The organism is Microtetraspora fusca (genome assembly GCF_001570365.1).
In the GTDB taxonomy this organism is placed as follows: Bacteria; Actinomycetota; Actinomycetes; order Streptosporangiales; family Streptosporangiaceae; genus Microtetraspora; species Microtetraspora fusca.
The window spans coordinates 40,689-67,433 of record NZ_BBYK01000039.1; the positions used below are offsets into that span (position 1 = coordinate 40,689).

The 26,745-nt window shown below is 71.6% G+C and carries 24 protein-coding genes; 13 read left to right on the forward strand and 11 right to left on the reverse strand.

The annotated features are described in order from the left end of the window. Positions 1-88: 88 nt before the first annotated feature. The gene (locus tag AWQ68_RS03190) at positions 89-2,617 is read right to left on the reverse strand and encodes a hypothetical protein (RefSeq protein WP_066934394.1); all 2,529 of its coding nucleotides are present in this window, start codon (positions 2,615-2,617) and stop codon (positions 89-91) included. A 165-nt stretch (positions 2,618-2,782) separates the two neighbouring features. Here AWQ68_RS03190 and purF point away from each other — a divergent pair, with 165 nt between their 5' ends. Continuing rightward, entirely contained in the window at positions 2,783-4,219 is a 1,437-nt protein-coding gene (gene purF, locus AWQ68_RS03195; RefSeq protein WP_066934397.1) for an amidophosphoribosyltransferase, read from the forward strand. 43 nt (positions 4,220-4,262) lie between these two features. Next, positions 4,263-5,288: a phosphoribosylformylglycinamidine cyclo-ligase gene (purM, locus tag AWQ68_RS03200; RefSeq protein ID WP_066934400.1), complete on the forward strand. Its 1,026-nt coding sequence runs from the start codon at positions 4,263-4,265 to the stop codon at positions 5,286-5,288. 154 nt (positions 5,289-5,442) lie between these two features. On the opposite strand, the gene AWQ68_RS03205 is transcribed toward purM, so the two are convergent. Next, complete coding sequence (locus AWQ68_RS03205; RefSeq protein ID WP_066934403.1) at positions 5,443-5,673, reverse strand: DUF3073 domain-containing protein; 231 nt, start codon at positions 5,671-5,673, stop codon at positions 5,443-5,445. A 151-nt stretch (positions 5,674-5,824) separates the two neighbouring features. After that, a complete protein-coding gene (locus AWQ68_RS03210; protein ID WP_084463601.1) occupies positions 5,825-6,988 on the reverse strand; it encodes a Leu/Phe/Val dehydrogenase in 1,164 nt (387 codons plus the stop codon). A 203-nt stretch (positions 6,989-7,191) separates the two neighbouring features. On the opposite strand from AWQ68_RS03210, the gene AWQ68_RS03215 reads away from it, so the two are divergent. Together AWQ68_RS03215 and bldC are read left to right on the forward strand one after the other, a co-directional pair. Next, positions 7,192-8,064 (forward strand): DUF8083 family protein, encoded by an 873-nt coding sequence (locus AWQ68_RS03215; protein ID WP_066934406.1) that lies wholly within the window; start codon positions 7,192-7,194, stop codon positions 8,062-8,064. A gap of 321 nt (positions 8,065-8,385) precedes the next feature. After that, positions 8,386-8,589, forward strand: coding sequence for a developmental transcriptional regulator BldC (gene bldC, locus AWQ68_RS03220; protein ID WP_013133571.1), 204 nt, complete (start codon positions 8,386-8,388; stop codon positions 8,587-8,589). Positions 8,590-8,793: 204 nt separating this feature from the next. On the opposite strand, the gene AWQ68_RS03225 is transcribed toward bldC, so the two are convergent. After that, positions 8,794-9,468 (reverse strand): TetR/AcrR family transcriptional regulator, encoded by a 675-nt coding sequence (locus AWQ68_RS03225; protein ID WP_245655726.1) that lies wholly within the window; start codon positions 9,466-9,468, stop codon positions 8,794-8,796. A 205-nt stretch (positions 9,469-9,673) separates the two neighbouring features. Here AWQ68_RS03225 and AWQ68_RS03230 point away from each other — a divergent pair, with 205 nt between their 5' ends. The 4 genes from AWQ68_RS03230 (at position 9,674) to AWQ68_RS03245 (ending at position 13,779) form a co-directional block, all read left to right on the forward strand. Continuing rightward, the gene (locus AWQ68_RS03230; RefSeq protein WP_084463602.1) at positions 9,674-10,774 is read left to right on the forward strand and encodes a LacI family DNA-binding transcriptional regulator; all 1,101 of its coding nucleotides are present in this window, start codon (positions 9,674-9,676) and stop codon (positions 10,772-10,774) included. A gap of 104 nt (positions 10,775-10,878) precedes the next feature. After that, complete coding sequence (locus AWQ68_RS03235; protein ID WP_066934407.1) at positions 10,879-11,127, forward strand: hypothetical protein; 249 nt, start codon at positions 10,879-10,881, stop codon at positions 11,125-11,127. Positions 11,128-11,217: 90 nt separating this feature from the next. Continuing rightward, entirely contained in the window at positions 11,218-12,090 is an 873-nt protein-coding gene (locus AWQ68_RS03240) for an N-acetylmuramoyl-L-alanine amidase (protein ID WP_066934410.1), read from the forward strand. A gap of 54 nt (positions 12,091-12,144) precedes the next feature. Continuing rightward, positions 12,145-13,779: a beta-N-acetylhexosaminidase gene (locus tag AWQ68_RS03245; RefSeq protein WP_066934414.1), complete on the forward strand. Its 1,635-nt coding sequence runs from the start codon at positions 12,145-12,147 to the stop codon at positions 13,777-13,779. 109 nt (positions 13,780-13,888) lie between these two features. On the opposite strand, the gene AWQ68_RS03250 is transcribed toward AWQ68_RS03245, so the two are convergent. Further along, the gene (locus AWQ68_RS03250) at positions 13,889-14,950 is read right to left on the reverse strand and encodes a quinone-dependent dihydroorotate dehydrogenase (protein ID WP_066934417.1); all 1,062 of its coding nucleotides are present in this window, start codon (positions 14,948-14,950) and stop codon (positions 13,889-13,891) included. A gap of 164 nt (positions 14,951-15,114) precedes the next feature. Beyond that, a complete protein-coding gene (locus AWQ68_RS44120) occupies positions 15,115-15,636 on the reverse strand; it encodes a COG4315 family predicted lipoprotein (protein WP_066934420.1) in 522 nt (173 codons plus the stop codon). A gap of 494 nt (positions 15,637-16,130) precedes the next feature. On the opposite strand from AWQ68_RS44120, the gene AWQ68_RS03260 reads away from it, so the two are divergent. Next, positions 16,131-16,940, forward strand: a complete 810-nt coding sequence (locus AWQ68_RS03260) for an SAM-dependent methyltransferase (protein WP_066934423.1) — start codon at positions 16,131-16,133, stop codon at positions 16,938-16,940. Between the two features lie 18 nt (positions 16,941-16,958). Further along, entirely contained in the window at positions 16,959-17,870 is a 912-nt protein-coding gene (locus tag AWQ68_RS03265; RefSeq protein WP_066934427.1) for a LysR family transcriptional regulator, read from the forward strand. A gap of 296 nt (positions 17,871-18,166) precedes the next feature. Here AWQ68_RS03265 and AWQ68_RS03270 read toward each other — a convergent pair whose 3' ends face one another. Genes AWQ68_RS03270 through AWQ68_RS03290 form a run of 5 tightly spaced genes read right to left on the reverse strand, consistent with a single transcriptional unit; the run spans position 18,167 to position 23,205 of the window. After that, positions 18,167-18,976: a serine hydrolase gene (locus tag AWQ68_RS03270; RefSeq protein WP_066935508.1), complete on the reverse strand. Its 810-nt coding sequence runs from the start codon at positions 18,974-18,976 to the stop codon at positions 18,167-18,169. Between the two features lie 38 nt (positions 18,977-19,014). Next, positions 19,015-20,610, reverse strand: coding sequence for an N-acyl-D-amino-acid deacylase family protein (locus AWQ68_RS03275; RefSeq protein ID WP_066934429.1), 1,596 nt, complete (start codon positions 20,608-20,610; stop codon positions 19,015-19,017). Continuing rightward, positions 20,607-21,383 (reverse strand): amino acid ABC transporter ATP-binding protein, encoded by a 777-nt coding sequence (locus tag AWQ68_RS03280; RefSeq protein WP_066934432.1) that lies wholly within the window; start codon positions 21,381-21,383, stop codon positions 20,607-20,609. Before AWQ68_RS03280 ends, AWQ68_RS03275 begins: the two co-directional genes overlap by 4 nt. Next, on the reverse strand, positions 21,380-22,330 hold the full coding sequence (locus AWQ68_RS03285) for an amino acid ABC transporter permease (RefSeq protein WP_084463603.1): 951 nt from the start codon (positions 22,328-22,330) through the stop codon (positions 21,380-21,382). The genes AWQ68_RS03280 and AWQ68_RS03285 overlap by 4 nt, the downstream gene beginning before the upstream one ends. After that, a complete protein-coding gene (locus AWQ68_RS03290) occupies positions 22,321-23,205 on the reverse strand; it encodes an ABC transporter substrate-binding protein (RefSeq protein WP_066934435.1) in 885 nt (294 codons plus the stop codon). The genes AWQ68_RS03285 and AWQ68_RS03290 overlap by 10 nt, the downstream gene beginning before the upstream one ends. 472 nt (positions 23,206-23,677) lie before the next feature. On the opposite strand from AWQ68_RS03290, the gene AWQ68_RS03295 reads away from it, so the two are divergent. Genes AWQ68_RS03295 through AWQ68_RS03305 form a run of 3 tightly spaced genes read left to right on the forward strand, consistent with a single transcriptional unit; the run spans position 23,678 to position 26,735 of the window. After that, on the forward strand, positions 23,678-24,577 hold the full coding sequence (locus AWQ68_RS03295) for an alpha/beta fold hydrolase (protein ID WP_066934438.1): 900 nt from the start codon (positions 23,678-23,680) through the stop codon (positions 24,575-24,577). 24 nt (positions 24,578-24,601) lie between these two features. After that, on the forward strand, positions 24,602-25,444 hold the full coding sequence (locus tag AWQ68_RS03300; protein WP_066934441.1) for a MerR family transcriptional regulator: 843 nt from the start codon (positions 24,602-24,604) through the stop codon (positions 25,442-25,444). A gap of 52 nt (positions 25,445-25,496) precedes the next feature. After that, positions 25,497-26,735: an ArsB/NhaD family transporter gene (locus AWQ68_RS03305; protein WP_066934443.1), complete on the forward strand. Its 1,239-nt coding sequence runs from the start codon at positions 25,497-25,499 to the stop codon at positions 26,733-26,735. The last annotated feature ends 10 nt before the right edge of the window (positions 26,736-26,745 follow it).

Genomic DNA, 26,745 nt, shown 5'->3' on the forward strand with positions numbered 1-26,745 from the left:
AGACCGGCCCTTCATTACCGATAGCGCGCCGTCTCGCGGAGATCCTCGCGAGACGGCGCGCTACCGGGACGGGACCGTGGGCGGCGGATCAGCCGGTGAGGCCCGACCCGCTCAGCTTCTCCTCGATGCAGCGCTGCGTGGACGCCTGCGTGGGATGCGTCCTGACGTCGAAGCACTCACCGATCTTGTTGGTCTGGAACCAGTTGTAGAACACGACACCGATCACGGCCGCGAGGACGAGCGTCAGGACGCTCAGGACGATGCCCGTGACCGCGCGGCCCTTGCTGGAGCCGACCGCGAGCGCGACGACGCCGAGGACGGCGCCCGCGAGCGCCGTGAGCGCGCCGACCCCACAGAAGAACAGCAGGATGATGCTGACGATGCCGAGCACCATCGAGGCCGTGCCCAGCCCCTCGCCCCGCCGCCGCGGCTGCTGGTAGTACACCGCCCCGCCGTGCCGTCCCGGCTCGCCCGGATGGACGCGCTGGTCGCCGGTGGGAGGCTGCCCGCCGTCGGCGGGCGGCGTCCGGTCGCCGAAACGCTCCGACGGCTCGCGCTCCTCAGGGGGCCGCGGAGGCGTGGGGAAGCGTTCGCCGTACTCGCTGGGACGGCCCTGGGGCTCCTCCGGCCCCTCCGGCCCCTCCGTTCCCGAGTCCTTGCCGACGATGCGGACGTAGTCTTCGCCGCCCTGTTCCCAGGCGTACGACTCGTCCTGGTTCTCCGCCTTGAGCACGTGAACGTGCCCGGCGGCCGGGCTGCCCCCTGCCGGGAGTCCCCGGGTCGCGGCCCCCTCACCCGCGTACGGCTCTCCTGGTGAGGGCCGCGTGCTCCAGACGGGCCGGTCCTGGGCGCTCTGCCCACCGGGGACGCCCAGGCGCTCCATCGGCCCCGTCGCCACATCCGTGGCTTCGAAGGCCCCCGGCCCGGCGCCGATCTGGCCGGATCCCTGCGTGCCGAACGCTCCCGTCCCCGCGTCACCGGACCCTCGTGTGCCGAACGCTCCCGTCCCGGCGTCACCGGATCCCTGCGCGCCGAACGCTCTGGCGCCGACGTCGGATCCTCCCGTCTCGACCGGCTCTTCCCGCCTCGGAGCCCCGAAGGCGCCGGTCGCGCCGTACCCGTGCGCTCCGAACGCCGTGCCGGGCCTCGACGAGCCTGCGCCGCTTGGCGGCATCCCGCAGTGCTCGCAGACGACGCGCTCCGCCGGGGCCGCTGCGGACGGCGGCACGGGCGTCGGGGCCGGATCCGGGTTCTGGGGCGGGTACGAGTTCTGGGGCGGGTACGGCAAGGCGGGCGGCAGCCCCCATCCGGTCGAAGCCGCCGACGTGTCAGATGGGTACGCGGCCGGCGATTCGGCCCCGGCGCGCGGCAGGCCGGACGCGTCCGCGCTCATGCCGTACCGGCCGTCCGTGTACGGGTCGTCGGCGGGGCCGATCCGGTGATCGGGCCGGCCGTCCATCGGGGCGTCGGGCTGCCGGTCGGTGTGCGGGTCCGTCTGCCGGCCGCCGCTCGCGGGCCCCGCATACGGGTCGTTCCATACACCCGGGGAGGTGCCGGGCGGCTGCTCGTCGTACGGCCCGCCCGGCCGGCCCGGTGGCCCGCTCTGCGACGGGACGTGCGGCGGCACCTGCGCGGCTCCGGCCGACGGAGGAGATGTCTGTGGCGCCCCCGGTGCCGTGTACGGCGGGACCTGAGGCGGCTGCGCGGCATGGGCGGGCGGGACCTGGGACGGAATGGCCGCGGGCGGCAGGCTCCGCTGCTCCGGGGCCTCCGGCCCGCCGAACCCGGGGGCCTCGTGGCCGCTGCCCGCGCCGTAGCCCGCCGCTTCCGGCCCTCCACGCCTGCCGTACCCGTGGACCTCGCCGTACCCGGGGGCCTCCCCGCCGTACGCGCCGTACCCAGGGGCCTCCGGCCCCGCGCCGTATCGAGCCTCCGGCGTGCCGTACGCGGGGGCCTCCGGCCCGGCGCCGTACCGGGCCTCCGGCGTGCCGTACGCGGCTTCCGGCCCCGGCTGAGTGCCGTGACCTGCCGCCGCCGCGCCGTACGCACCGGCGTCGGCCCGCGGTCCGCCGTTCCCGGCGCGATCGCGCTGCCCCGTCGCGGCACCCGTATCGGGACCGGTGGCCCCCGGGTGCTGGGGCGCCGGAGGCTCGTACGGAGACTCACTCGCCAGGGGATCCTGGGCTGCCCACGCCTTGAGGCTCTCCCAGGTGGTCTCCGGCTCCGCCCAGGAGCGGTAGCCCGGGTCGGTGGCGGCGAGATCGTCGGAGAACCCGCAGTCGGTCCAGTCGCTGAAGTCCGTCTCGCCCGACTCCGCTCGCCGGCGGCTCAGGTCGCGTTCACGTCGGTCACTTCTGTCCCCTCCGAGGGGGTCAACCGGCGGCCGGCGGTCCGTACGCGCCGGATCAGCGGCGATTTCGCGGAAAGCTGAGCGGTTCTCTTCGGGCCGAACCGGGTCGGGCTCCCGGTATCCGGAGGGCTCCCACCAGGACCCCTCCAGGTCGGGCTCGTCCCAGGAGTTCACCGGAAGGACCAGCCGCTGCTCGTCCGGACGGGTCTCGTCGTCGGGCCGCTGGTCACGCTGGGGCTCCCACGCGGGCTTGTCAGGTGTCGTCACGGTCGCTCTCTCCCGGACCAGAGTTGGGCATGCCGGAGACCCAAGGCTCTCCCGGAGGGTGTGGACGGAACCCGGGCGACACGGCAAAGCCACGTCGATCGTTTCGCCGAGACTTTCCGTACCCGCGTGCGCGAGCAGGGAGAAGGCCGAAATAGACTCAACCATGTGCTGAAAGGCGACGGCCGACTGAGCCATGACCTCGACTCCCTCGACCGCGCACCCAAGGACGCCTGCGGCGTCTTCGGCGTGTGGGCCCCCGGGGAGGATGTCTCCAAACTCACCTATTACGGGCTGTACGCGCTGCAGCACCGCGGCCAGGAGTCCGCGGGCATCGCGGTCAGCGAAGGCAGCCGAATCCTTGTCTACAAGGACATGGGCCTGGTCTCCCAGGTCTTCGACGAATCGATCCTCGGGACGCTCCGCGGCCATGTCGCGATCGGACACTGCCGCTACTCGACCACCGGGTCGAGCGTCTGGGAGAACGCGCAGCCCACGCTCAGCTCCACCGAGCACGGCGGCCTCGCGCTCGCCCACAACGGCAACCTGATCAACACCGGCGAGCTCGCGCTCCGCCTCCCGCCGGACGCCACACGCGCGACGACCGACACCGAGGTGCTGACGGCGCTGCTCGCGCGGGACCGCTCGCAGTCCATCGAGGACGCGGCGGCCGAGCTGCTTCCCCAGGTCAAGGGCGCCTACTCCCTGGTCTGGATGAACGAGACGACCCTGTTCGCCGCCCGCGACCCGCAGGGCATCCGGCCGCTGGTTCTCGGCCGGCTCGAACGCGGCTGGGTGGTCGCCTCCGAAACCGCCGCGCTCGACATCGTCGGCGCGTCGTTCATCCGCGAGATCGAGCCCGGCGAGCTGCTGGTGATCGACGAGCGCGGGGTCCGGTCCAGCCGGTTCGCCGCCGCCCAGCCCAAGGGCTGTCTGTTCGAGTACGTCTACCTCGCCCGCCCGGACACGACCATCGCGGGGCGCGGCGTGCAGGCGACCCGGGTCGAGGTGGGCCGCCAGCTCGCCCGGGAGCACCCGGTCGACGCCGACCTCGTCATTCCCACGCCCGAGTCCGGCACCCCCGCCGCCATCGGCTACGCCGAGCAGAGCGGCATCCCGTACGGCCAGGGCCTGGTGAAGAACTCCTACGTCGGCCGCACGTTCATCCAGCCGTCGCAGACGATCCGCCAGCTCGGCATCCGCCTCAAGCTCAACCCGCTGCGCGAGGTCATCCAGGGCAAGCGGCTGATCGTGGTGGACGACTCGATCGTGCGCGGCAACACCCAGCGGGCCATCGTCAAGATGCTGCGCGAGGCGGGCGCCACGGAGGTCCACGTGCGGATCTCCTCGCCGCCGGTCGCATGGCCGTGCTTCTACGGCATCGACTTCGCCACCCGGGCCGAGCTGATCGCCGGGTCGCTGTCCGTCGGCGAGATCCGCGCCTCCCTGGGGGCCGACTCGCTCGGCTACATCTCCCTCGAAGGGCTGACCCGGGCGACCACGATCCCGGCCGATCGGCTCTGCCGTGCCTGCTTCACCGGCGAGTACCCCATTCCGATCGACCAGGACCAGGTCGGCAAGTACGTCCTGGAAGGGCAGCTGTGACGGGTCGCACGGGCGACCGGGCACGACCGACGAAGGGGAGCACATGACCAGCTACGCCGCCGCGGGTGTGGACATCGAGGCCGGTGACCGGGCCGTCGAACTGATGAAGTCCCGGGTGGCGCGCTCCCGGCGGCCCGAGGTGGTGGACGACGCCAGCGGGTTCGCCGGGCTGTTCGACGCCTCGGCCTTCCTGCGCTACCGCCGTCCCCTGCTGGCGACCTCGACCGACGGCGTCGGCACCAAGGTGATGCTGGCGCAGCGGCTCGGCAAGCACGACACGATCGGCATCGACCTCGTGGGCATGGTCGTCGACGACCTGGTGGTGTGCGGGGCGGAGCCGCTGTTCATGACCGATTACATCGCCTGCGGCAAGGTGGTGCCCGAGCGCATCGCCGACATCGTGGGCGGTGTCGCGGAGGGGTGCCGGCTCGCGGGCTGCGCGCTCATCGGCGGCGAGACGGCCGAGCACCCGGGCGCCATGGGCCCCGACGAGTACGACCTGGCCGGCGCGGGCACGGGCGTCGTCGAGGCCGACAAGCTGCTCGGGCCGGACCGGGTACGGCCCGGCGACGTGGTGATCGCCCTGGCCTCCAGCGGGGTCCACTCCAACGGATACTCCCTGGTCAGGCATGTGATCAAGACCGCCGGCCTGGACCTTGAGCGGGAGCTCCCCGAGCTGTCCCGCACGCTCGGCGAGGAGCTGCTCGAACCCACCCGCATCTACTCGCTCGACTGCCTCGCGCTGATCCGCGAGGTCGAGGTGCACGCCTTCGCGCACATCACCGGCGGCGGCCTCGCCGCCAACCTGGCCCGTTCCCTGCCCGGCACGGCCGACGCCCTGCTGGACCGGGGATCCTGGAGCCCGCCCGCGATCTTCGAGGTGCTCGCCGGGCACGGCGGCGTCCCGCAGTCCGAGATGGACCGGACGTTCAACCTCGGTGTGGGGATGTGCGCCGTCGTCCCTGCGGACCAGGCCGATCGCGCGCTGGCCCTGCTCAACGGGCGCGGCATGCCCGCCTGGGTGCTCGGCGAGGTCGTCCCCGGCTCGGGCGTGGCGCGCTACCGCTGATCATCGCGATCCCGGGCCGGCCGTCGGCCGGCCCGTACGCCAAAAGGCGCCCCGGCTGGGCCGGGGCGCTCGATCGGACCCGGACAACGTGAAGTCACCCGGCGTGGAAAGGGCCCCCGCCGGGTGTTTCAACCTCGACCGCTGTCAGGAACGGCTAACGGCGTCGGGACGAGTCTTTGCCCTCGCCCTCGTCATCGTCGATGGCGTAATCGGCGTACCGATCAGCCAGCTCGTCGTAAGGGTCATGCTCGTCACTGTGGCCGGAATCGCCCTCGTCCACGACTCCGAGCTCCGCGCGCAGACGCTCAAGATCAGTCCCGCCGCTGTTGTACTTCAGCTGGCGGGCGACCTTGACCTGCTTGGCCTTGGCTCGGCCGCGCCCCATTGGCTCGACCCCCTCATGCGGGGTCGCACCGGACCCCTCGTCGCTAACGCACCGCGCACTGGCGCCACCTGACTTTAGGCGCCAGTCTCTCGTTCGCCTATAACCGTACCTGTTTTGCGCGCCGCTCGGTACGCCGTATAGGCGTCAGCGGTCAGCGGCGGAGCCATATGCCCCTAAGCCGCCCCACTTCCGACATTCTGCGCTCGGCCAGCCTATCCGCAGCGGTGGCAGGCGGGACGCCGTCGTCGGCCGCCAGGGCGAAGATTCTGGCCGTCGTGTCGAAGATCTGGGCGGCCCTCGCCCGGGCTCGCTCCATGTTGAAACCCTCGATCTCGTCGGCCACCTGGATGACTCCGCCGGAGTTCACCACGTAGTCCGGGGCGTACAGAATGCCGCGTTCCACCAGCAGCTTTCCGATGCCCGGGTCGGCGAGCTGGTTGTTGGCGGCGCCGCAGACGACCCGCGCCCGCAGGAGCGGGACGGTGGTCTCGTTCAGCGCGCCACCGAGCGCGCACGGGGCGTAGACGTCGAGGTCGGACGCGATCAGCGCGGCGGTGTCGGCGACCACGTCCACCGAGGGCCGGCTGCGCCGTACGAGATCGGCGGCCTCCTCGTTGACGTCGCAGATCACGACCTCGGCGCCGTCCTCCAGCAGGTGGTCGACGAGCCTGCGGCCGACCTTGCCGACTCCCTCGACGCCGACCCGCCTGCCGCGCAGTGTGGGGCTGCCGAAGGTGTGCTCCGCGGCCGCCCGCATGCCCTGGAAGACGCCGAACGCGGTGAGGATCGAGGAGTCGCCGGCGCCGCCGTGCGCCGGGGTCCGCCCGGTCACATAGGACGACTCGCGGGCGACGATGTCCATGTCCTCGCTGTAGGTGCCGACGTCGCAGGCGGTGTAGTAGCGCCCGCCGAGCGACTCGACGAACCGTCCGTACGCGCGCAGAAGCGCCTCGCTCTTGTCCCTGGACGGGTCGCCGATGATCACGGCCTTTCCGCCGCCGAGGTCGAGCCCCGCGAGGGCGTTCTTGTACGCCATGGCCCGGGAGAGGTTGAGCACGTCGGCCAGCGCCGCCTGCTCGCTCTCGTACGGATAGAACCGGGTGCCGCCGAGCGCGGGCCCGAGCGCCGTGCTGTAGACGGCGATGATCGCGTAAAGGCCGCTGCGCTCGTCCGAGCAGAAGACGACCTGCTCGTGCCGGGGGCCTCGCCTGCCGGGAGAACTGGGGGATTCCGTCGCGGACTCGTTCCGGTCCGCTCCGGTCGTGACGCTGAGGGGCCCACTGTCCTTGTGGGAGAGCCCGAAGACGTCGATCACGGTGGTGACTCCTGACCGCTTCTGTCCGCCGCTCCGTTACGGCGGATCCTTCTGCCCGCCCGGCCGATCCGCCGTCGCAAGGGGTGGGGCGACGCCGAGGTCGAGAGCGGGCCGTCCACAGCCTAACCGGGCCGCGGCCCTCGGATCATGAAAAGCCGAGACGGCCCTCCCCAGCGTCCCCGGCCTCGTGGCACGATTCAGGTGTGCTGCCCTATGCCGCCTACCTCCGCGTCTATGAGCCGCTGGCCGCCTTCTCCCCCCGGGACCAGAAGATCTGGGCCGCATACGCCGAGTCCCGCGACCGCCCGCGCCGGGCCGGCGCGCTGGAGGTGGAGCACGGCGAGGCCGTCCGCCGGATCGTCGGCGTCCCACCGGCGCCCGCTCCCGAGCAGGAGAGCCGCAACGCGTACCTGCGCCGGGTCGAGGACGTGCTCTACGTCTGCCCGTGGCAAAGCAGGCTGCGGTCCTGGCTGGCGTTCGCCGCGTTCCGCGGCAGCACCCCGGTGAAGCTGGCCCACCGGTTCGTGCCGCAGGCGGTCGCCGAGCGGACGGCCGACGACTTCGACCGTTACAAGCGGTCGGGCACGCCGTTGCGCACGCACATCAGGAGCAGCACCTGGCACGTGCCGACGTCGTGGTTCGCCCCCTTCGACTCGACGGAGCGGTGGCTCGTCCTGGGCGGGGAGCCGGTGGAGAGCCCCGAACAGCCGGCGCAGGCCGTGGCCGCCCCCGCGCGCACCATGCTGTACGTCACCTCGATGGCCCAGGCGCGTCGGCGGGTGGCCAGGGCGCTCGGGGTGATCAGGAGGCACGCGCCCGAGACCGCCGCGTACGCCGATTTCGAGGACATCGGCAGGTGGCTCGAGGAGTTCCACCCCCACTCGCTCGTGGAGCTCGACTACGGCGGCCTGGTCCACCTCATGGACGACAAGACCCTGGAGGCCGACCAGTCGGTCGCGGAGCTTTCCGCCGCGCTCACTGGTTTGGACAACGGTCAGGAAGAACTTGCTTTCGCGATGTACCAGCGTGTCGTACTTCGCTGGAGGTCGATCCAGGCTCTCCAGTCTGCCAACTAAAGCCCATATCGCACCCCCAGACCTGCACTATTGGGTCATGAGATGTTCGATCTCAACATCTGCGAACTGAGTAGTTTGCCGTTTTCACTGCGATACCACGAAGCGTGTCGCTAGAATCACCGAGCGTGACATCACCACGTGGTCGTGGCGTTGCTCCCAGAGGGCTCGCCAATCGCGTTACGTGGCTGTATGGTCACATCGGGTGATACCGAAAATGATCCATGAAACCGCACTTATGGATCATTGGCGGACATCCGTGACAAGCGCCAGGACAAGTCGCAGGATCGCTGTCGCCGGTCCAACGGAGGAGAGGCCGCACACATGTCAGCTCGTACACCCGAGGCCGAGCCACTGCTCACCCCGGCGGAGGTCGCCACCATGTTCCGCGTCGACCCCAAGACCGTCACTCGGTGGGCGAAGGCGGGCAAGTTGACGTCCATCCGCACTTTGGGCGGGCACCGCCGCTACCGGGAGACCGAGGTCCGGGCGCTGCTGGCGGGGATTCCGCAGCAGCGCTCCGAGTAGGTCCGGGCGTCGCCCACCGGTTCGAGGGAGAGTCGTCCGCCGGTCGAGGGGAGACGGCGCGCTCGCGTCAGGGACGCAAGAGATGTGAGCGCGTCCATCACGGCATCGCACGCCCGTGGCCGCTACGGGCCACGGGAGGTGCCGTAGGCGCCGCCCTCCCGGCGCCACCGTCCCCCCGAGGTGCTTTCTTCCCGATCAGGACGTCTACTCGACCGTGACGATCTCCCGTACACGGTGGTCGTGTCGCCCGGCGACCTCCAGCAGCGCGGTCATGTGGTCGATCAGCATGCGTTCCAGCTCCGACCGCTCCATGTCGCGATGCTCCAGCCAGTCGAGGGCCGCGGTCTCCACCGAGGCGATCCACGATCTGAGCGTGATCCGCAGCACCGGGCCGGGATCGGCGACCCGCATCTCCTCGATGATCATCCGGAGCAGGCGTCGCCGTACGCCCTCGACGATCTCGCCCACCTCGCCCGCCCGGTTGGCCGGGCCTCCCTTGAGCAGCGCCGCGAAACCGGCGGCGTGCTCCTCGACGAAGTCGAAGTATCGGCCGAGCGCCTGGGAGAGCCGCTCCACCGGCCGTCCGGCGTTCTCTGGGCGAAGCCGGGCCTCGAGTTCCTCCGCCGCGCTGCGCAGCGAGGCGAGGTAGAGCTCCTGCTTGCCGCCGAAGTAGTGGTAGACGAGCGCCCGCGAGGCCCCCGCGGCGATGGCCACGTCGTCGATCGAGACGTCCTCGGCCTCGCGCCTGCTGAACAGCTCCAGCGCCGCGGTGATCAGCTCCTCGCGACGCCGATCGACGCTGAGCCGGCGGCGGACCGGTCGCGCGGCCGCCCTGTCCGGAGTCTTCCTGTCGCTTTCCGCCCGGGATATCGCGCGCACACACCGCAGACTAGCGGAGCACGATCGGAACTCTCGCGTGATTTGATCATGCTCGGCTTATCCCCGCCGGGGAGCCGCTCGTACCCGCGCCTCCGCGGCGGATAACCCCGGAAATACGGGCGTTGCCGAGAGAAACCCGTACCCTTACGGCTTCTCGATCGTTTGGTCAGACAGGTGCACGTCCGCGCATCGTGTGGGGAGAACCATGTCAGGACCGTCCATACAGACCACCGCCCGGCACGCCGTCGTGTCCGCGCCCGCCGCGGGACTGCCCGATGGCTTCAGCCCGCGGCCACGGCCGACGATCCGAAACGTGGCCGAGCGTGCCGGCGTCTCGAAGTCGCTGGTGTCGCTCGTGCTCCGGGGATCGCCGCACGTGAGCGAACACCGGAGGGAGGCGGTGCTGCAGGCCGCCAGGGAGCTGGGCTACCGGCCGAACGCGGTGGCGCGCAGCCTGGTCGAGGGCCGCACCCACCTCGTCGGCGCGCTCGTCGCCGACCTGCACAACCCGTTCTATGCGGAGTGCCTCGACGGCCTGCAGGAGAGCCTCCACGGCGACGGCCTGCGGCTGCTGATCGGCAGCGGCCGCTGGGACCCGGCGTTCGAGGACGAGGCCGTGGAGGCGTTCCTCGAACTCCGCGTGGACGGCCTGGTCCTGCTGGGGGTCGCCCCGTCCAGCCACACCCTCGCCGAGGCCGCCGCCTACACGCCGACCGTGGTGGTGGGCGAGCGCGACGTCGATCTCGACGGCGTGGACATCGTGGTGGACGACGACCAGCTCGGCGCCCGGCTCGCGGTCGACCATCTGGTCGAGCTGGGCCACCGCCGCATCGCGCACATCGAGGGCGCGCCGTCGTCGGCGGCCAGGTGCCGCTGCGAGGGCTACCTGGTGGCCATGCGCCGCCACGCGCTCGCGCCGTACATCATGGTGGAGCACGGCGACTTCACCGAGGAGGGCGGGCGGCGGGCCGCCAGGGCGCTGCTGGAGCGGCAGCCGAGGCCGACCGCGATCTTCGCCGCCAACGACATCGTCGCCATGGGCGCGCTCACCGCCGCCAGCGAGCTGGGTCTGCGGGTGCCCGAGGACCTGTCGGTCATCGGTTACGACAACACGCATCTGGCCGCGATCAACCACGTGTCGCTGACCAGCGTCGACCAGCCGCGCCGGGCGATGGGCCGGTCGGCGGCCGCCCTGCTCAGCCAGCGCATCACCGAGCCGGGGAAGGCCGGTCGGCTGCGCGAGGTCACGCCCCAGATCGTCGTACGGCACAGCACCGGGCCCGCTCCAAGCGATGTCCAAAGCTAGGTCAACCGGCGCGGCGTCCGCTCGTCGAGGGTGTTGACTCGGGGCAAGACGCCGACCCCCGGCGGGTCGCTCGGTGGGCGGCCAGAGCGACAACGGGGGGATTCATGCGTGATCCGGAACTGGTCTCCTGCGCGCAGCGGGCCGCCGCCGAACTGGAGCGGGCCTGGGCGCACTGGCTGGAGACGCGAGGGCGGAGCAGCGAGGTCGGCGGGGAGTCCGTGGCCAGCTACGTCGCCCACTCGATCGACCATCCGTGGGGGCGGCCCCGGGTGGTCCTCGGCCTGGACGCCGAGGACGCCCGCGAACTGGCCGCCCTTCTGGAGAAGCAGGAGATCACGGAGCCCGCTTGGTGACCTCGTTTACCCGACAACGCCGACATAGCGTCTGATCACGCGGACAGCTCGCGTAGGTTGGTGAGCTGACTTCTGCGAAGGGATCCAAGCGTGATCAGACGACCACTCATCGCCACGATTCTTGCCTGCTCCGGGCTGGGAGTCGCCGCGTGCGGTGGCACGGCGGGTCAGGCCGCCGCGGGCGGGGCGAACACCGGGCACACCGCCGCCTCGGCCCCCGTCGCGCCGCAGAGCCGTACGGCCGCGGTCGACACGGGGAAGGTCTCCGAGCGGGCGGCCACGGCGCCGACCGGTCCCGCCGCGAAGCCGCTCACAGGCAAGGTCATCCTCATCGATCCCGGGCACAACGGCGGCAACTTCAAGCATCCCGAGGTCGTCAACAAGCCGGTGAACGTCCTCACCAAGCGCAAGCCGTGCGACACGACCGGCACCTCGACCAACGACGGGTACAGCGAGGCCGCCTTCACCTGGGACGTCTCGAACCGGCTGGCCAAGCTGCTGCGGGCGGAGGGTGCGACGGTCAAGCTCGCCCGCGACAGCAACAGCGGCGTCGGCCCGTGCATCACCGAACGGGCGGCGATCGGCAACAAGGCCAAGGCGGACGCCGCGATCTCGATCCACGGCGACGGGGCCCCGGCGAGCGGGCACGGCTTCCACATCATCATGCCGAAGAAGATCAACGGCCCGGTGGACCCGGTGGTGAACGACTCACGGAAGCTGGGCGTCACGGTCCGGAACGCGTTCCACGCGGGGACCGGCCAGCCGTACTCGACCTACATCGGAAAGAACGCGCTGGACTTCAGGAACGACCTCGGCGGGCTGAACCTCTCGACCGTGCCCAAGATCTTCATCGAGGTCGGGAACATGCGCAACGCGGGTGACGCGGCCAAGATGAAGAACCCGCAGTTCCGCCAGAAGGCGGCGGCGGCGCTGGCGAAGGGGATCACGACCTACGTGTCCTGATCCGGTCAGCTCAGACCCGTGGGCGCGGAGTGAGCGATTTGGCATGATTCAGCCATGGATCACCTGCTTCCCCGCCCACAGTTGGCCGAGAGCGCGCCGGGATCGTTCGCCTTCACGCCCGGCACCGCCGTGTCGGGCCCCGCCGACCTGGTCGACTCCGTACGGCTCGCGCTCGCCGTCCTCGACCTCGGGAGCGGGGACGACGCGTCCGCGCGGGTGCGGGTGACCCGGGACCCGGGCCTGGGGCCCGAGGCGTACGCGGTCACGATCGGCGAGGACGAGGTGCTGATCGCGGCCGGAGCTGCGGCGGGGGCGTTCTACGCGGGTCAGACACTGCGGCAACTGCTGCCGGTGGAGGCGTTCCGGTCGGTCGCGCTCCCGGGGACCGAGTGGCGGGTGCCGTGCGGGCGGGTCGAGGACTCCCCCGCGTTCTCCTGGCGCGGCGCGCATCTCGACGTGTCCCGGAACTTCCTGCCGAAGCGGGAGGTGCTGCGGATGATCGACCTGCTCGCGCTGCACAAGATGAACCGGCTCCACCTGCACCTGGCGGACGACCAGGGATGGCGGCTGGAGAGCAGGGCGTACCCGCTGCTGCACGAGGTCGGCTCGCACCGGACCCGGACGATCACGAGCTTCTACCACGAGGAGCCGACCTACGACGGGGTGCCGCACGGCGGCTACTACACGCTCCGCGACCTCGCCGAGATCGGCGCGTACGCGCGGGCGAGGGCGGTGACCGTCGTCCCCGAGATCGACGTGCCGGGTCACGCCTCGGCGATCCTCGCGGCATACCCGTCGCTGGGGGCGACCCCGGGCGAGCGGCACCACGTGCTGGACCGCTGGGGCATCTCCCCGGCGATCCTCTCGCCGCTGCCGGGCACGGTGGACTTCCTGGCCGCCGTATTCGACGAGATCATCGAGGCGCTGGGCGAGGTTCCGTTCCTGCACATCGGCGGGGACGAGTGCGTGCTGGACGCGTGGGAGGCGTCCGCCGAGATCAGGGCGTACCAGGCGGAGCTGGGTCTGGACTCGTCCGGCGACCTGCACGCCTGGTTCCTGCGCCGGCTGGCCGACCTGCTCGCCGAGCGCGGCGTACGGGCGGTCGTCTGGGACGAGGCGTTCGTCAGCGGGATGCTGCGCGACGACACGCTGGTCATGCCGTGGCGCGGCGCTGCCGTGGGCCGCCGCGCGGCCGCCGCCGGGCACGAGCTGGTGGCGACCCCGGTCTTCCCGACGTACTTCGACTACGGCGAGGCGGCCTCGGCCGAGGAGCCGCTGGCGATCGGCGAGACCACCACGGTCGCGGACGTGGCGGCGTTCGAGCCCGCCCCCGCGACGTGGGAGGACGCGGAGCGCGCCCGGGTCGCCGGCCTGCAGTTCCAGCTCTGGAGCGAGCGCATCCCCGACGGCCGGACGCTGGACTACCGCGCCTGGCCGCGTGGCTGCGCCGCCGCCGAGGTGGGCTGGACGGGAGGCCCGGCGCGGCCGGACTTCACCGAGCGGCTCGCCCGCCATCTCGAACGGCTGGACGCCTTCGGAGTGGAGTACCGCCCGCTCGAGGGGCCGCGGCCGTGGCAGCGGGGCGGCGGGGCCAGGCGGCACCGTCCGGGTGTCATCGACGTCCAGGAGGTCATGCGGCGTCTGGACGAGATGACCCTCACCGCGGACTCCACCCGGCCCAGCATGTGACCGCCGCCGGGGTCGTCGCAGGCGATCGGTCCCGGCCCCTTTATGCGACGAACGGCCCGCGTCCCCGTGCTTCGGGACGCGGGCCGTCGTCGCGGTGTGGAGAGCGGCCTCAACCGAGGCGGTCGGCCGCTCCGACGACCTCGGAGATCGAACGGTAGCCGTGCCGGCGGAGCCGCCGGGAGAGCCCGCGGTGGATGCGCGAGGCCCACAGCGGACCGGCGTAGATCATGCCGGTGTATCCCTGGACCAGGGTCGCACCGGCCAGGATGCGCTCCCACACGTCGTCGAGATCCTCGACGCCGCCGACGGAGACCAGGGTCAGCCGGTCGCCCACCCGGGCGTGCAGCCGGCGCAGCACCTCAAGCGACCGGGCCTTGAGCGGCCGGCCGGACAGCCCGCCCGCCTCGTCGCTCACGACGCCGGGCCGCCCGATCGTGGTGTTGGTGGCGATGATGCCGGACAGGCCCAGCTCGACGGCCAGGTCGGCGACCGCGTCCACGTCCTCGTCCGCGAGGTCGGGCGCGATCTTCACCAGCAGCGGCGTGCGGCCCGCCACGCTCTTAACGCTCTCAAGGAGGGGACGGAGCAGCTCGACGGCCTGCAGGTTGCGCAACCCGGGAGTGTTGGGCGAGCTGACGTTGACGACCAGGTAGTCCGCGAGAGGCGCGAGCTCCTTGGCACTGGCCATGTAGTCCTCGGCGGCCCGCTCCTCGGGCACCACCTTGGTCTTGCCGATGTTCACCCCGACGACCGCGGGAATCCCCCGGGGACGGCGCAGCCGGGCCGCGGCGGCACGGGCTCCCGAGTTGTTGAAGCCCATCCTGTTGATGATCGCGCGGTCCTTCGTCAACCGGAAGAGGCGGGGCCGCGGGTTCCCCGGCTGGGGCCGCGCGGTGATGGTTCCCACCTCGACGTGGCTGAACCCGAAGGCCGCGAGCGCCTCGAAGCACTCGGCGTTCTTGTCGAACCCGGCGGCCAGGCCGAAGGGGCCGGGGAAGTGCACTCCGAAGGCGCGGACGCGGAGCGCCTCGTCACGGGGGGCCAGCCGCCGGTGCAGCACCCGTTTGGCGACCGGGAGGACCGCCGCCAGGCGGAGCGCCCTGATCGTCCAATGGTGGATGTCCTCCGCGTCGAGGCGGCTCAGGACCTGCGTGAACACGAATCGATACATCACCGGTCAGGGTAGCGGTTCGCCCCCGAGCACCGGTCGCCGGGCGGACCGGCGGGGTCGGGCGCCGCTTGCCGCGACGCCGGAGAGCTCGTCGCCCGGGCCGGTGAGCCCGGGGCGACGAGTGTCGGGTGGAGCCGGAACCTCGGGAACCGAGGCGGCCGGCGCTAGCCCACCTTCTTACCGTCCGGGCCCACCGCGTACCACTCGGCGCCGAAGTCCTTGAGCTTCTGACCCTTGGTGTCGCCGGGCTTCTCGTCCTTGACGAAGTAGTACAGCGGGTGGTTGTTGTACGTCACCTGCATCTTGCCGTCGGCGCGCTTGTGGGTGCCGAGGAGGTTCGCCTTGATGCCCTCGCCCGCCACGGGCTTGCCCTCGGAGAGGACCGGAGGCCAGGCCTCCGCGCAGGCGCCCGTGCAGGACGACTTGCCGTTCTTGTCCTTCTCGAAGAGGTAGACCGTGTGCTGGTTGGAGCCGACGAGGATCTTGCCGATGCTCGTCGGCATCACCGAGAGCCTGGCGGGGCCGGTCTCGGCGGGCATCGGCGTCATCATCTCCGAGGGAGACATCATGCCGGGCGAGGTCTCCTCACCGGCGACGGGGCTGGCTCCGCTGGTGTCGGTGCCGGAACCGCAGCCGGTCGCCAGAACGCCGAGCGCGAGCGCACCGACGTAAAGCAGTTTCTTCATGTTCGGCCTCCAAGGCAGTAGGCGAATACGGCTATCTAGGAGACACGCCACGGAGCCTTTCCACAGGCGAGACACGAAGTACTGAGAGATGCCTTTACAAGTCTTTTGAATTGGCGGTCGCCGGCCATTCCGCAGAAGCGCCGAATCGGCGACGCTTGGCCGTACGGGACGGATATTTCCGGCAGATCACATTTCGCGGCGCGCCGGGCGGGTGCGGGGCGGGCTCTCCGGAAGCCGCCGCCCGGCGCGGGGTGCGAAGTTCTGCGGCAACCACCGTTCCGAACGGCGACGGGGAGCGGCGCAGGGGCCGGGGAGACCGGCGTTCCCGGCGGGTCTAGGGCGGAGAACGCCGTTGGCCGTCCGCACGGCGTACGAGAAGGCCGGAACCCGGCCCGGACTGCGCGAAATATAACGATATGAGGGTTTTAATCGCCTATCGCGCGGCGATCGACTAGCGTCCCTGGTCACGGTCGAACTAGAGCGAGACGGGACAGATGAGCACGGAACAGGCACCCCCAGGGGTCGATCCGACCATTCCAAGCGTGGCGCGGATCTATGACTACCTGCTGGGCGGAAAGGACAATTTCGCCGCCGACCGGGCCGCGGCCGAGAAGGTCATCGCCCTCACCCCCAACGTGCGGGAGGGCGTGCAGGCCAACCGGCGCTTCCTGAGCCGCGCGGTGGAGTTCCTGGCCGGGACGGGGATCCGCCAGTTCCTGGACATCGGCGCCGGGCTGCCCACGCAGGAGAACGTGCACCAGGTGGCGCTGCGCGCGGCCCCGAACTCCCGTGTCGTGTACGTCGACAACGACCCCATCGTGCTCGCCCACGGGCGCGCCCTGCTGGCGGACAACCCCCGGACCATCGTCGTGGACGGCGACCTGCGGGATCCCGCGGCCATCCTCGGCGATCCGCGGGTCACCGGGCACCTCGACCTGGACCGGCCGGTCGGGCTGCTCATGCTCGCCGTCCTGCACTTCATCCCGGAGGACGACCTCGCCGAGCAGGTGGTCAGGACGCTGCGCGACCGGCTCGCCCCCGGGAGCGCGATGGTCATCAGCCACCTCTCGTTCGGCGACCTCGACGACGACGCGCTGCGCGAGGGCCGCGAGTTGTACGCGCGGACCTCCGCGGGCAACGCCACGCCCCGGACCAAGACGCAGATCCTGCGCTTCTTCGACGGCTTCGAGCTGGTGGAGCCGGGCCTGGTCTCCACCGGCGACTGGCGTCCCGAGGAGGGCGAGCCCGAGCTGCCCAAGCTCCCCGGCGTCGACGGCTTCAGCGGGGTCGGCCTGCTCCGGTAATGCACCGATACTGGGTGGATGCTGAGCAGCCACCGCCTGAGGGTGCTTCTCGAGGTCTTCAGGACGGGGAGCATCGCCGGAGCCGCGCGTAACCTGCGACTCTCCCCCTCCGCCGTCTCCCACCAGCTCTCCCGGCTGGAGGAGGAGGCCGGGGTGGGGCTGGTGGAACGCGCGGCGCACAGCCTGCGGCTCACCGCGGCCGGCCGGCGGCTCGCCACCCGGGCGCACGAGGTGCTCGACCTGATCGAGGCCGCGGAGAAGGACCTGCTCGCCCAGGCACGGGCCGACGCCGGGCAGCTCCGCATCGGGTTCTTCGCCTCGGCGGGCTACCGGCTGCTGCCGCTCGCGTTGTCCACCTTCACCGCCCGGCATCCCGCCGTCGAGCTGGACCTCGTCCTCGGCCAGCCGCACGACTTGCTGCCGGACGTGGAGCGGGGCGCCCTGGACGTGCTCGTCGTCTTCGAGCACGCGCTCGACCCGTGGAAGCCGCCGAAGGGCGTGGAGGTCACCCACCTGTTCGACGAGCCGCAACTGCTCGTGCTGCCGCTCGGGCACCCCGCCGGGCAGCGCCCCCGGGTGCGGCTCGCCGACCTGGCCGACGAGCCGTGGATCACCACGTACGGCACGGACACGCCGGTGTCGGTGCTGGAACGCGCCAGCGCGCTGGAGGGGTTCAGCCCGACCATCCGGTGCCGCAGCGACCACTACGAGGTGACCCTCGGCCTGGTGCGGGCCGGGCTGGGGGTGGCGCTGGTGCCGAGCCTGGGCGCGCACGGCGCCGGCGGCATCCAGGTGTGCCAGGTGGACGCGCCCAAGCTCTATCGGAGGATCGGCGCCGCGTCCCGGCCGACCAACCCCAACCCGGCGCTCCGCTCCTTCCTGGACTACCTCCGCGACGCCTCGGCCCGGATGCGCATCGCCCTGCGCTGACACCGCGAGGGGCTGTGTCTATTTGCGCTCGCTTCGCTCACGCGGGGCGCGGCGGTTTCTGGACTGAGGAGCGAGCGGGGAGCGAGGGACGAGCGACCCCGAGCGACGAGGGAAGACATCGCCTCAAGGGCGCCCCGAGCCCGCCGCGCCGAAGGCGCGGCAATTAGACACAGGCGCGGCGGTGAAGTAACCGACGAGCGAGCGGGCGAGGGACGAGCCCCGAGCGAGGAGGGCACGAGCCGACTTCGGGCGCCACGTGTCTACCTGCCGCGCCGAAGGCGCGGCAGGTAGACACGTCAGTGGACGAGCGCGGCGACGGCGCGGCCCACCTCGCGGATGGCCAGGACCAGGTCGTGCTCGCCGCCCTCCGGTCCGTGCGCCAGCACGGCGTACCCCACCCGGCGGGTTCCGACGAGCAGGCCCACGTCGGCACGGGTCCCCGCGTCGGTGCCCGTCTTGTTGGCCACCCACACCCCCGGGTACGGCACGGCCGTGCGGATCTCCCGGTCCTCGGGGTCGTGCGGCAGGAGCGCGGGCACCAGGCCGCGGTCCGTGTTGTGCGCCATCCAGCCGAGCATCAGGCGCTTCCACGGCTCCGGGCCGTCCAGGGAGGCGGCGAGGGCGGCCAGCTCCCGGGCGGTGCCGAGGGCGAAGGCCGGGGGGTGGACGGGAAGCCGCGGCTCCCTGATCCGGTCCAGGATCCGGGTCCTGACCAGCCCGAGCCCGGCCGCGACCGCGTCGACCCGGTCCAGGCCGAGCCGCCGCAGCAGCGCGTTCGTGGCGGTGTTGTCGCTGACCGACGCGGTGAGCAGCGCCAGGTCCCCGATCGTCCAGGTCCGGGCGGACAGGCCGGTCAGCAGGCCGGAGCCGGCCGCGTAGTCGTCATCGGCCAGTTCGACCGGCTCGCCGGGGTCGAGCTCGCCGTCGGCCACCCCTTGGGCGACCGCGGCGAGCAGCAGCAGCTTGCCCGTGCTGGCGAGCGGCAGCTCGACGTCCTCGTTCACGCCGATCAGGCCGGGCACGCAGGCGGCGAGCGTCCCTGGGCAGGACGCGGCGACCTCCTCGACCCGGGCGACCGCCGCCCGCACCCGCTCGTCAACCGTCATGGCCTCATCGATCCCGCTGCTCAATCTCCACTCCACCGTCAAAGCGCCAGTACCGTTCCCGGCCGCGCGCCGGTCTCCACACCCTCGCGGACGACGACCGCGCCGCCCACGACGACCGCGTCCACGCCCGAGGGCGGCAGTAGCGGATCGGTGAAGGTCGCGCCGTCCGCCACCGTGTCCGGGTCGAAGACCACCAGGTCGGCGTGCGCGCCGTCGCGGATCACACCGCGCCCGGCGAGCCCGAACCTGGCGGCCGCCATTCCGGTCATCTTGTGCACCGCGCTCTCCAGCGTGAGCAACCCCAGCTCGCGGACGTAGTGTCCGAGAACGCGTGGGAACGTGCCCGCCCAGCGCGGGTGCGGCCGGCCGCCCGGCTTGGGCACGCCGTCCGAGCCGATCATCGCGTACGGCGCGGCCAGCACGCGGCGCACGTCGTCCTCGATCATCGAGTGGCTGATGATCGTCACCTCGCCGCCCTCGGACAGGAGGAGCTCCGCGACCATGTCGAGGGGGTCGGCCGCCGCGGCGGCGGCCAGGTCGGCGACGGTCCTGCCCTCGGTCTGCGGGTTGCGCGGCGCGCAGGCGATCGAGATGCGGTCCCAGCCGCCGTTGCCGACCGTGTTCTCCCAGCCGGGCACGCCCTCGGCGATGGCGCGGCGCATCCGGCCCCGCTCCTCGGGGCTGCCCAGCCGGCGGGTGAGCGCGGCCATGCCGCCGTCGTTGGCCCACGGCGGGAGCATCGCGGCCAGCGCCGTGCTGCCCGCCGTGTACGGGTACACGTCGCAGGTCACGTCCATGCCGCCGGCCCGCAGCTCGGCGATCCTCGGCAGGGTGCGCTCCGTGCGGCCCCAGGCGTACTTGCCGGCCGTCTTGTGGTGGGAGACGTGCAGCGCCGCGCCGCTGCGGCGGGCGATCTCGACGGCCTCCTCCAGCGCCTCCTCCACGCGGGACATCTCGTCGCGCAGGTGGGTGACGTACGGCTTGCCGTGCCGGGCGGCGACCGCGGCGAGGGCCACCACCTCGTCGGTGCTCGCGTACGTGCCCGGGGTGTAGATCAGGCCGGTGGAGAGCCCGGCGGCGCCCTGGGAGAGGGCGCGGTCGAGCAGGTCGCACATGGCGGCCAGTTCGGTGGGGGTCGCCGGCCGGTCCACGGGGCCGAGCACTCCGGAGCGCAGGGTGCCGTGGCCGACGAGCGAGGCGATGTGGTTGGCCCTCGGCACCCGGGCGTGCGCCTCGGCGAATCCCGCGAAGTCCTGATACATGCCGACGTCGCCGCCGAAGGTCACCCGGGTGTCCGCCCGCATCGCGTCCACGCGATCGGGCAGCGCCGGGAACAGGCCGGACCCGCAGTTGCCGCTGATCTCCGTGGTCACACCCTGGATCACCGAGGCGCGCACCAGCTCGCGGTCGTCCTGGCGGAGCAGGGACACGCCGTCGGAGTGGGTGTGGACGTCGATGAACCCGGGCGCGACGGCCCGGCCGCGGGCGTCGATCACCTCGGCGGCGTCCACGGCGGCGCCGGGCGGCAGCACGGTCAGCCGTCCGCCGTCGGCGGCGACGTCCGCCTCGCGGCCGGGACGTCCCGTCCCGTCGAACACGAGGCCGCCGCGGATCAGGAGGTCGAATCGGCTCACAGAACCTGCCCGAGGAAGGTACGGAAACGGTCGTTCTTGGGCGCGGCGAGGACCTCGCGGGGGTCTCCCCGCTCCACGATCACACCACCGTCGACGAACACGAGCTGGTCGCCGACCTCGCGGGCGAAGCCCATCTCGTGGGTGACGACCATCATCGTCATGCCGCTCGCGGCGAGGTCGCGCATGACCGCGAGCACCTCCTGCACCAGCTCGGGGTCGAGCGCGCTGGTCGGCTCGTCGAACAGCATCAGCTTGGGCCGCATCGCCAGGCTGCGGGCGATGGCGACGCGCTGCTGCTGGCCGCCGGAGAGCTGGGCGGGGTAGTGATCGGCGCGGTCGGACAGACCGACCCGCTCCAGCAGCTCGGTGGCCTGCCGCCGGGCCTCGGCCCGGGACGTGCCGAGCACGGTGACCGGGCCCTCCATGACGTTCTCGATGGCCGTACGGTGCGGGAACAGGTGGAAGCGCTGGAACACCATGCCGATCGGCCGCCGCTGGCGGCACAGCTCGGCCGGGGCCAGCAGGTGCAGCCGGCCGCCCCGCTCGGCGTAGCCCATCAGCTCGCCGTCCACCCAGATCCGGCCGGAGTCGATGGTCTCCATCCGGTTGACGCAGCGCAGCAGGGTCGACTTGCCCGACCCGGACGGGCCGACCACGCACACCACTTGGCCGTGCGGCACGTCGAGGTCGATGCCCTTGAGCACCTCCACCGAGCCGAACCGCTTGCGCAGCGAGCGGATCTTGACCATCGGCTCGGCCTGCCCGGTCGTCATGCCGGCTCCTTCGCGAACGGCCGCAGGTTGCGGCGGACCCGTGCCCCCAGCGCGGCGTGGCCGCGCTCGAACCGCTTCTCGATGAAGTGCTGGCCGATGCTGGCGATCGTGGTGAGCACGACGTACCAGATCGACGCCACGATGAGCATGGCGATGACCTCGAAGTTGCCCAGGTAGATGCGCTGGGCGACGGTCAGCAGCTCGGCTCCGGCGATCACCGAGACCATCGACGTGGTCTTCAGCATGGAGATGAACTGGTTGCCGGTCGGCGGAATGATCACCCGCATCGCCTGCGGGAGCACGACCCGGCGCAGCACCTGCCCGTGCGACATGCCGAGCGCCTCGGCGGCCTCGCGCTGGCCGGGGTCCACCGAGCGGATGCCGGCCCGCACGATCTCGGCCATGTACGCGCCCTCGTTGATCGCGAGGCCGAGCAGCGCCGCCGTGAACGGCGTGATCAGCTCGTTGGCCTGCCACTCGATCAGCTTCGGCCCGTCGAACGGCACGCCGATCCCGAAGCTCGGGAAGACCAGCCCGATGTTGAACCAGAAGATGAGCTGCACCAGCAGGGGCGTGCCCCGGAAGAACCAGGTGTAGAGGCCGGAGGTGCCGCGCAGCACGGGGTTGTCGGAGAGCTGCATCACCGCGGCGAGCACGCCGAGGACCAGGCCGATCGCCATCGAGAAGACGGTGAGCTGGATCGTCACCCACAGGCCGCCGAGGATCCGGCCGTCCATGAGGAACGAGACGATCACGTCCCAGTGGAGGTTCTCGTTGACGATGACCGTGTACGCGAGCCAGACCAGGAAGAGGAGCGCGACGCCCGCACCGATCACGCGGCCGGGGCGCGGGGGCCGCACCGCCTCGATCGGCAGCTCGACCGGCACCTGGGCGGACGGCTCGCCGTCCTGGGATCCGGCGGAGCTCCCGGTGGAGGTCACTTCCATGGCGCGGTGTTCACCATGACCTCGGACACGGCGTTGGCGCCGACGCCGTACTTGTCGAGCACGCCCTTGTAGCCGCCGTCGGCCTGGAGCTCGCCCATCGCCTTGGCCACGGCGTCACGCAGCCCGGTGTTGCGCTTGTCGATCGCGATGCCCCACGGGCCGGCGTCGTACTGCTCGGAGAGCACCTCGTAGTTGCCGGTGTCGTTCGCGTACATGTGGGCGACGGGCGAGTCGACGATCGTGGCGACCGCGCGGCCGGAGTCCAGGGAGAGCAGGCCGGTCGGGGCGTCCTCGCTCTGCATGATCTTCATCTTGGTGGCGCACTTCTCGTTCTGCCGCTCGCCGATGGCCAGGTTGGAGCTGCCCTTGGCGAGGACCACCGTCTTGCCGCAGAGGTCGTCGAGGGTCTTGATGCCCTCGGGGTTGCCCTTCTTGACCATGATCGCGCCGCCGGCGTTGAAGTAGTCGACGAAGTCGACCGCGCCGCGCCGTTCCTCGGTGTCGCTCATCGACGACATCACGATGTCCCAGCGACCGCCCTGGAGGCCGGGGATGAGGCCGTCGAAGGCGGCGTTGGTGATGGTGAACTTGAGGCCCAGCTTCTCGGCGATGGCGGCGCCGAGGTCGGGGTCGACTCCGGTGAGCTCCTGGGTGCCCTTCTTGTACATCTCCATCGGCGGGTACCCCTCGGATGTGGCCACCCGCAGCTCACCGGTCTTGCGCACGGCCTCGGGCACCAGATCCTTGGCGGACTTGTCCGCCGTCGCCGCCGCGCCCTCGCCCGCGGCGGTTCCCGACGACGAACGCCCGCAGCCGCCCGCGAGCGCGGACACCACCAGCGCGCCAGCAATGGCAACAAATAGGCGATTTGCCATGGATCCTCCTATTTTGCGAACGATTGAGCATATGCTGGCGATGCCATGTCACAGCCCCAAGAGTCGTGAACGCTTGCGGGTCTGAGCCCCGAATTCTTCGATGCTCCTGCCGGGCCGCATCCCGCGCACCGCCTCCGTGCCATGCCCCGGCCGACGCTCTCCCTGCGTGGTACGACGGCGTAGACCGCCAGGCCACGGGGGCTTTCGTGGCCGCCGGTCCCCATCAACATCGGGGCCGGCCATCCGCCCTCGGCCGGATGGGCGAGCCGAGAGTGGCGAAGCTGGTGGGAGGTCAAGCCGCGCCTACGGCGGTCGTCCTTCTCGGTGACCTGATTGAACGGATATTCGGCGCGCTCCCACGACAGCCGGCCGCGGCCGGTGTGGGGGCGCAGGCCGGCGATCGCGGGTGTGCGGAGGTCATGGGGCCGCGATGGTTGGCCCTGACGCAGGGTCAATCTCCCAGCATGGTGGCATGACCACGAAATCCAGGGCGACGGAGGTCGCCGGACCGCACAAGTCGTACGGCGACCACGGCGACGATGGGGAGCGGGCCGAGAGAGGCGACAGGACGATGCGGCATTTCACGATCCATCACGACGGGGTCACGATCCCGGTGTCTCGCGGCGGCCGGGGACGGCCGCTGGTCCTGTGCCCTGGGCTGAACTCGACTCAGGCCGACCTACACGAGCTGACCGAGCTGCTGCGGCGCGACCACGACGTGGTGACCTTCGACCTGCGGGGCCATGGCCTCGCCTCGGCCGCCGACAGGTACTCCTTCGAGGGGTTCCTCAGTGATCTGATCGCCGTGTTCGCGGAGCTGGGACGCCTCGACCTGCCCGCGGCACCCGTGCTCGTGGGCTACTCACTGGGCGCGGACCTGGCTGTGCACTATGCCTCCGAGCATCCCGGCACCGTCGCGGAGCTTGTTCTCATCGACGGGGCGAACCCGGTGCCCGAGCCGTTCGTCACCGGGGCCCTCCTGTCGGAGTTCCGCGCGATGTGGGAGGAACTGGCGACGCAGCAGGAGGCCGTACGGGGCACCGCGCGTCAGGTGTTGCTCACTGCCCAGGAGATTCTCGACCTGAATGTCGAGATCGATGTGGTTCGGTCCGACATCCTTGACCGGTACAGGAAGATCGACCGCCCGATCAACATGATCATGTCAACCCGGATGGCCGGCGACAGCGGCGAAGGGCATGCGCCGCAGCTCAATCAGAACTGGCGTGCCGGCGTCGAGCGGCTGGTCCGCGAGCAGCCGCACATCGCCACGTTCCGGCTCGACGCCGACCACCGGCTCGTCTTCACCCACGCCCCGGAAATCGCCCGGATCATCCGGCGTACACAAGGCATGGCCGGCCGGGCCGACTCTTGAACACACCCTGGAGAGACTGGGGCGATGCTGACTATCGGTGAGCTCGCGTCGTACACCGGAGTGACGGTGCGCGCGGTGCGGCACTATCACGCGAAGGGGTTGCTGCCGGAGCCGGAGCGGGACCACTTCGGCTACCGCAGATACGACGCCGGCGCCGTGATCGAACTGATCAAGATCCGGACCCTTGCCGAGGCCGGAGTCCCGCTGGCACGGGCGCGGGAGCTGCTGCGGGCCGACGAAGAGGCGTTCGCCGCGGCGGTCGCCGACATCGACAAACGGCTGCGGGCGGAGATCCGGCAGCGGCAGCGGCACCGGGAGCAGCTCGCCCGGCTCGCCGCCGGGGACAATCTGGCGCTGCCACCGGAGGTGGTCGAGTATCTCGACCGGCTGCGGGTGCTCGGGGTCGACGAGCGGATCGTCCAGGTCGAACGCGACGGCTGGATCCTGCTGGCCGCGCGCTCACCCGAGCGAGTCCCGGAGTGGATGGCACGCAAGCGGGAGCAGATCGCCGACCCGCAGCTCATCGACTTCTATCTCACCCTGGGCCAGGCTCTCGACCGGACCGCCGACGATCCACGGCTGGTCGAGCTGGCCGACGAACTGGCCGCCTACATTTCGCGGTTGGCCGACGAACAGGGCGAGGACTACATAGACGACACCGACATCGAGCCGCCGCTGGTCAAGCTGATGGACACACTGGCGTTCGACACTGTGCCGCCGGCCCGTCGGCTGATCGAGCTGTTGAAAGGGCGAGGCTGGACCGGCTGGACCAAGCTCGAGCGCGTGGACCCCCCACGGGATGCGGCCGGAATCGGCCCCGGGCCCGTTCACCGTCCCCGGTTCCCGGTTCCCGGCCCCGACGCGTGATCGGGCGGAGCGCTCCCGGTAGCGTCCTCCTGCGCGTGGCGAAGGGAGAGCGGTGGCGGAGGCGGCGTCGATCGTTCTGCTCCTGCTGGTGCTCGCCTTCGCCGTCGTCAAGCCGAAGGGCCTGCCGGAGGTCGTGGCCGCCGCCCCCGCGGCCGTCGTGGTGGTCCTGGCGGGCCTGGTCTCCCCGGAGGTCGCCGGCGCCGAGGTGCTGCGCCTGCTGCCGGTGGTCGGCTTCCTGGCCGCGGTGCTCGCGCTGGCCCACCTCTGCGACCGGGAGGGGCTGTTCGAGGCCGCGGGCGCGCTGATGGCGCGCGGACCCGGGGGCCTGCTGATCCGGGTCTTCGCGGTCGCCTCGGTGGTCACGGCGGTGCTCAGCCTGGACGCGACCGTCGTGCTGCTGACCCCCGTGGTCCTCGCCACCACGTCACGGCTGCGCGTGCACCCCGCCCCGCACCTTTACGCGTGCACCCACCTCGCCAACACTGCGTCGCTGCTGCTCCCGGTCTCCAACCTGACGAACCTGCTGGCGTTCACGGCGAGCGGGCTGTCGTTCGGGCGGTTCGCGGCCCTCATGGCGCTACCGTGGCTGGCCGCGATCGCGGTGGAGTACGCCGTCTTCCGCCGGTTCTTCGCGGCGGAGCTACGGCCCGCGGAACGCCGCGCTCCGGCGCCGGGGCCGGGAGCGCCAGGGGTGCCGGTCTTCGCGATCGTCACGGTCGCGCTGACTCTCGCAGGGTTCGTCGTCGCGTCCGCCGCGGGCGTCAACCCCGCCTGGGCCGCGCTCGGGGGCGTGCTCGTGCTGGCCGTACGCGCGCTTACCCAGGGGCGGGTGACCGCGCGGGCCGTGCTCAGGTCCGCCGACCTCCCGTTCTGCGGGTTCGTGCTCGCGCTCGGGATCGTCGTACGCGCGGTGGTGGACGGCGGGCTGGGCCGTGCCGTACGGCCTCTGGTGCCGGAGGGGGCGTCGCTCCTCGGACTGCTCGCGATCGCGGCCATCGCCGCCGTGCTCGCGAACCTGTTCAACAACCTGCCCGCCGTGCTCGTGCTGCTGCCGATCACCGCCGTGAGCGGCCCCGGTCCCGTGCTCGCGACGCTGATCGGGGTGAACGTCGGCCCGAACCTCACCTACGTCGGCTCGCTGGCCACACTCCTGTGGCGGCGGGTGCTGCACGCCCACGACCACGAACCCGACCTGGGCCGGTTCCTGCGCCTCGGCCTGCTCACGGTCCCGCCGGCGCTCGTCGTGGCGGTGGCGGGGCTCTGGGCGGAGCTCCGCGTGATCGGCCCCTGAGCGCGTCCCT

Bases quoted from the DNA above. Each gene is read 5' to 3' on its own strand.
- AWQ68_RS03290 (WP_066934435.1), bottom strand. From the start codon at position 23,205: ATGGCAAATCGCCTATTTGTTGCCATTGCTGGCGCGCTGGTGGTGTCC.
- AWQ68_RS03270 (WP_066935508.1), bottom strand. From the start codon at position 18,976: ATGACGGTTGACGAGCGGGTGCGGGCGGCGGTCGCCCGGGTCGAGGAG.
- AWQ68_RS44120 (WP_066934420.1), bottom strand. From the start codon at position 15,636: ATGAAGAAACTGCTTTACGTCGGTGCGCTCGCGCTCGGCGTTCTGGCG.
- AWQ68_RS03245 (WP_066934414.1), top strand. From the start codon at position 12,145: ATGGATCACCTGCTTCCCCGCCCACAGTTGGCCGAGAGCGCGCCGGGA.
- bldC (WP_013133571.1), top strand. From the start codon at position 8,386: ATGTCAGCTCGTACACCCGAGGCCGAGCCACTGCTCACCCCGGCGGAG.
- AWQ68_RS03235 (WP_066934407.1), top strand. From the start codon at position 10,879: ATGCGTGATCCGGAACTGGTCTCCTGCGCGCAGCGGGCCGCCGCCGAA.
- AWQ68_RS03260 (WP_066934423.1), top strand. From the start codon at position 16,131: ATGAGCACGGAACAGGCACCCCCAGGGGTCGATCCGACCATTCCAAGC.
- purM (WP_066934400.1), top strand. From the start codon at position 4,263: ATGACCAGCTACGCCGCCGCGGGTGTGGACATCGAGGCCGGTGACCGG.
- AWQ68_RS03205 (WP_066934403.1), bottom strand. From the start codon at position 5,673: ATGGGGCGCGGCCGAGCCAAGGCCAAGCAGGTCAAGGTCGCCCGCCAG.
- AWQ68_RS03280 (WP_066934432.1), bottom strand. From the start codon at position 21,383: ATGACGACCGGGCAGGCCGAGCCGATGGTCAAGATCCGCTCGCTGCGC.
- AWQ68_RS03285 (WP_084463603.1), bottom strand. From the start codon at position 22,330: ATGGAAGTGACCTCCACCGGGAGCTCCGCCGGATCCCAGGACGGCGAG.
- AWQ68_RS03250 (WP_066934417.1), bottom strand. From the start codon at position 14,950: ATGTATCGATTCGTGTTCACGCAGGTCCTGAGCCGCCTCGACGCGGAG.
- AWQ68_RS03300 (WP_066934441.1), top strand. From the start codon at position 24,602: ATGCTGACTATCGGTGAGCTCGCGTCGTACACCGGAGTGACGGTGCGC.
- AWQ68_RS03230 (WP_084463602.1), top strand. From the start codon at position 9,674: ATGTCAGGACCGTCCATACAGACCACCGCCCGGCACGCCGTCGTGTCC.
- AWQ68_RS03265 (WP_066934427.1), top strand. From the start codon at position 16,959: ATGCTGAGCAGCCACCGCCTGAGGGTGCTTCTCGAGGTCTTCAGGACG.
- AWQ68_RS03295 (WP_066934438.1), top strand. From the start codon at position 23,678: ATGACCACGAAATCCAGGGCGACGGAGGTCGCCGGACCGCACAAGTCG.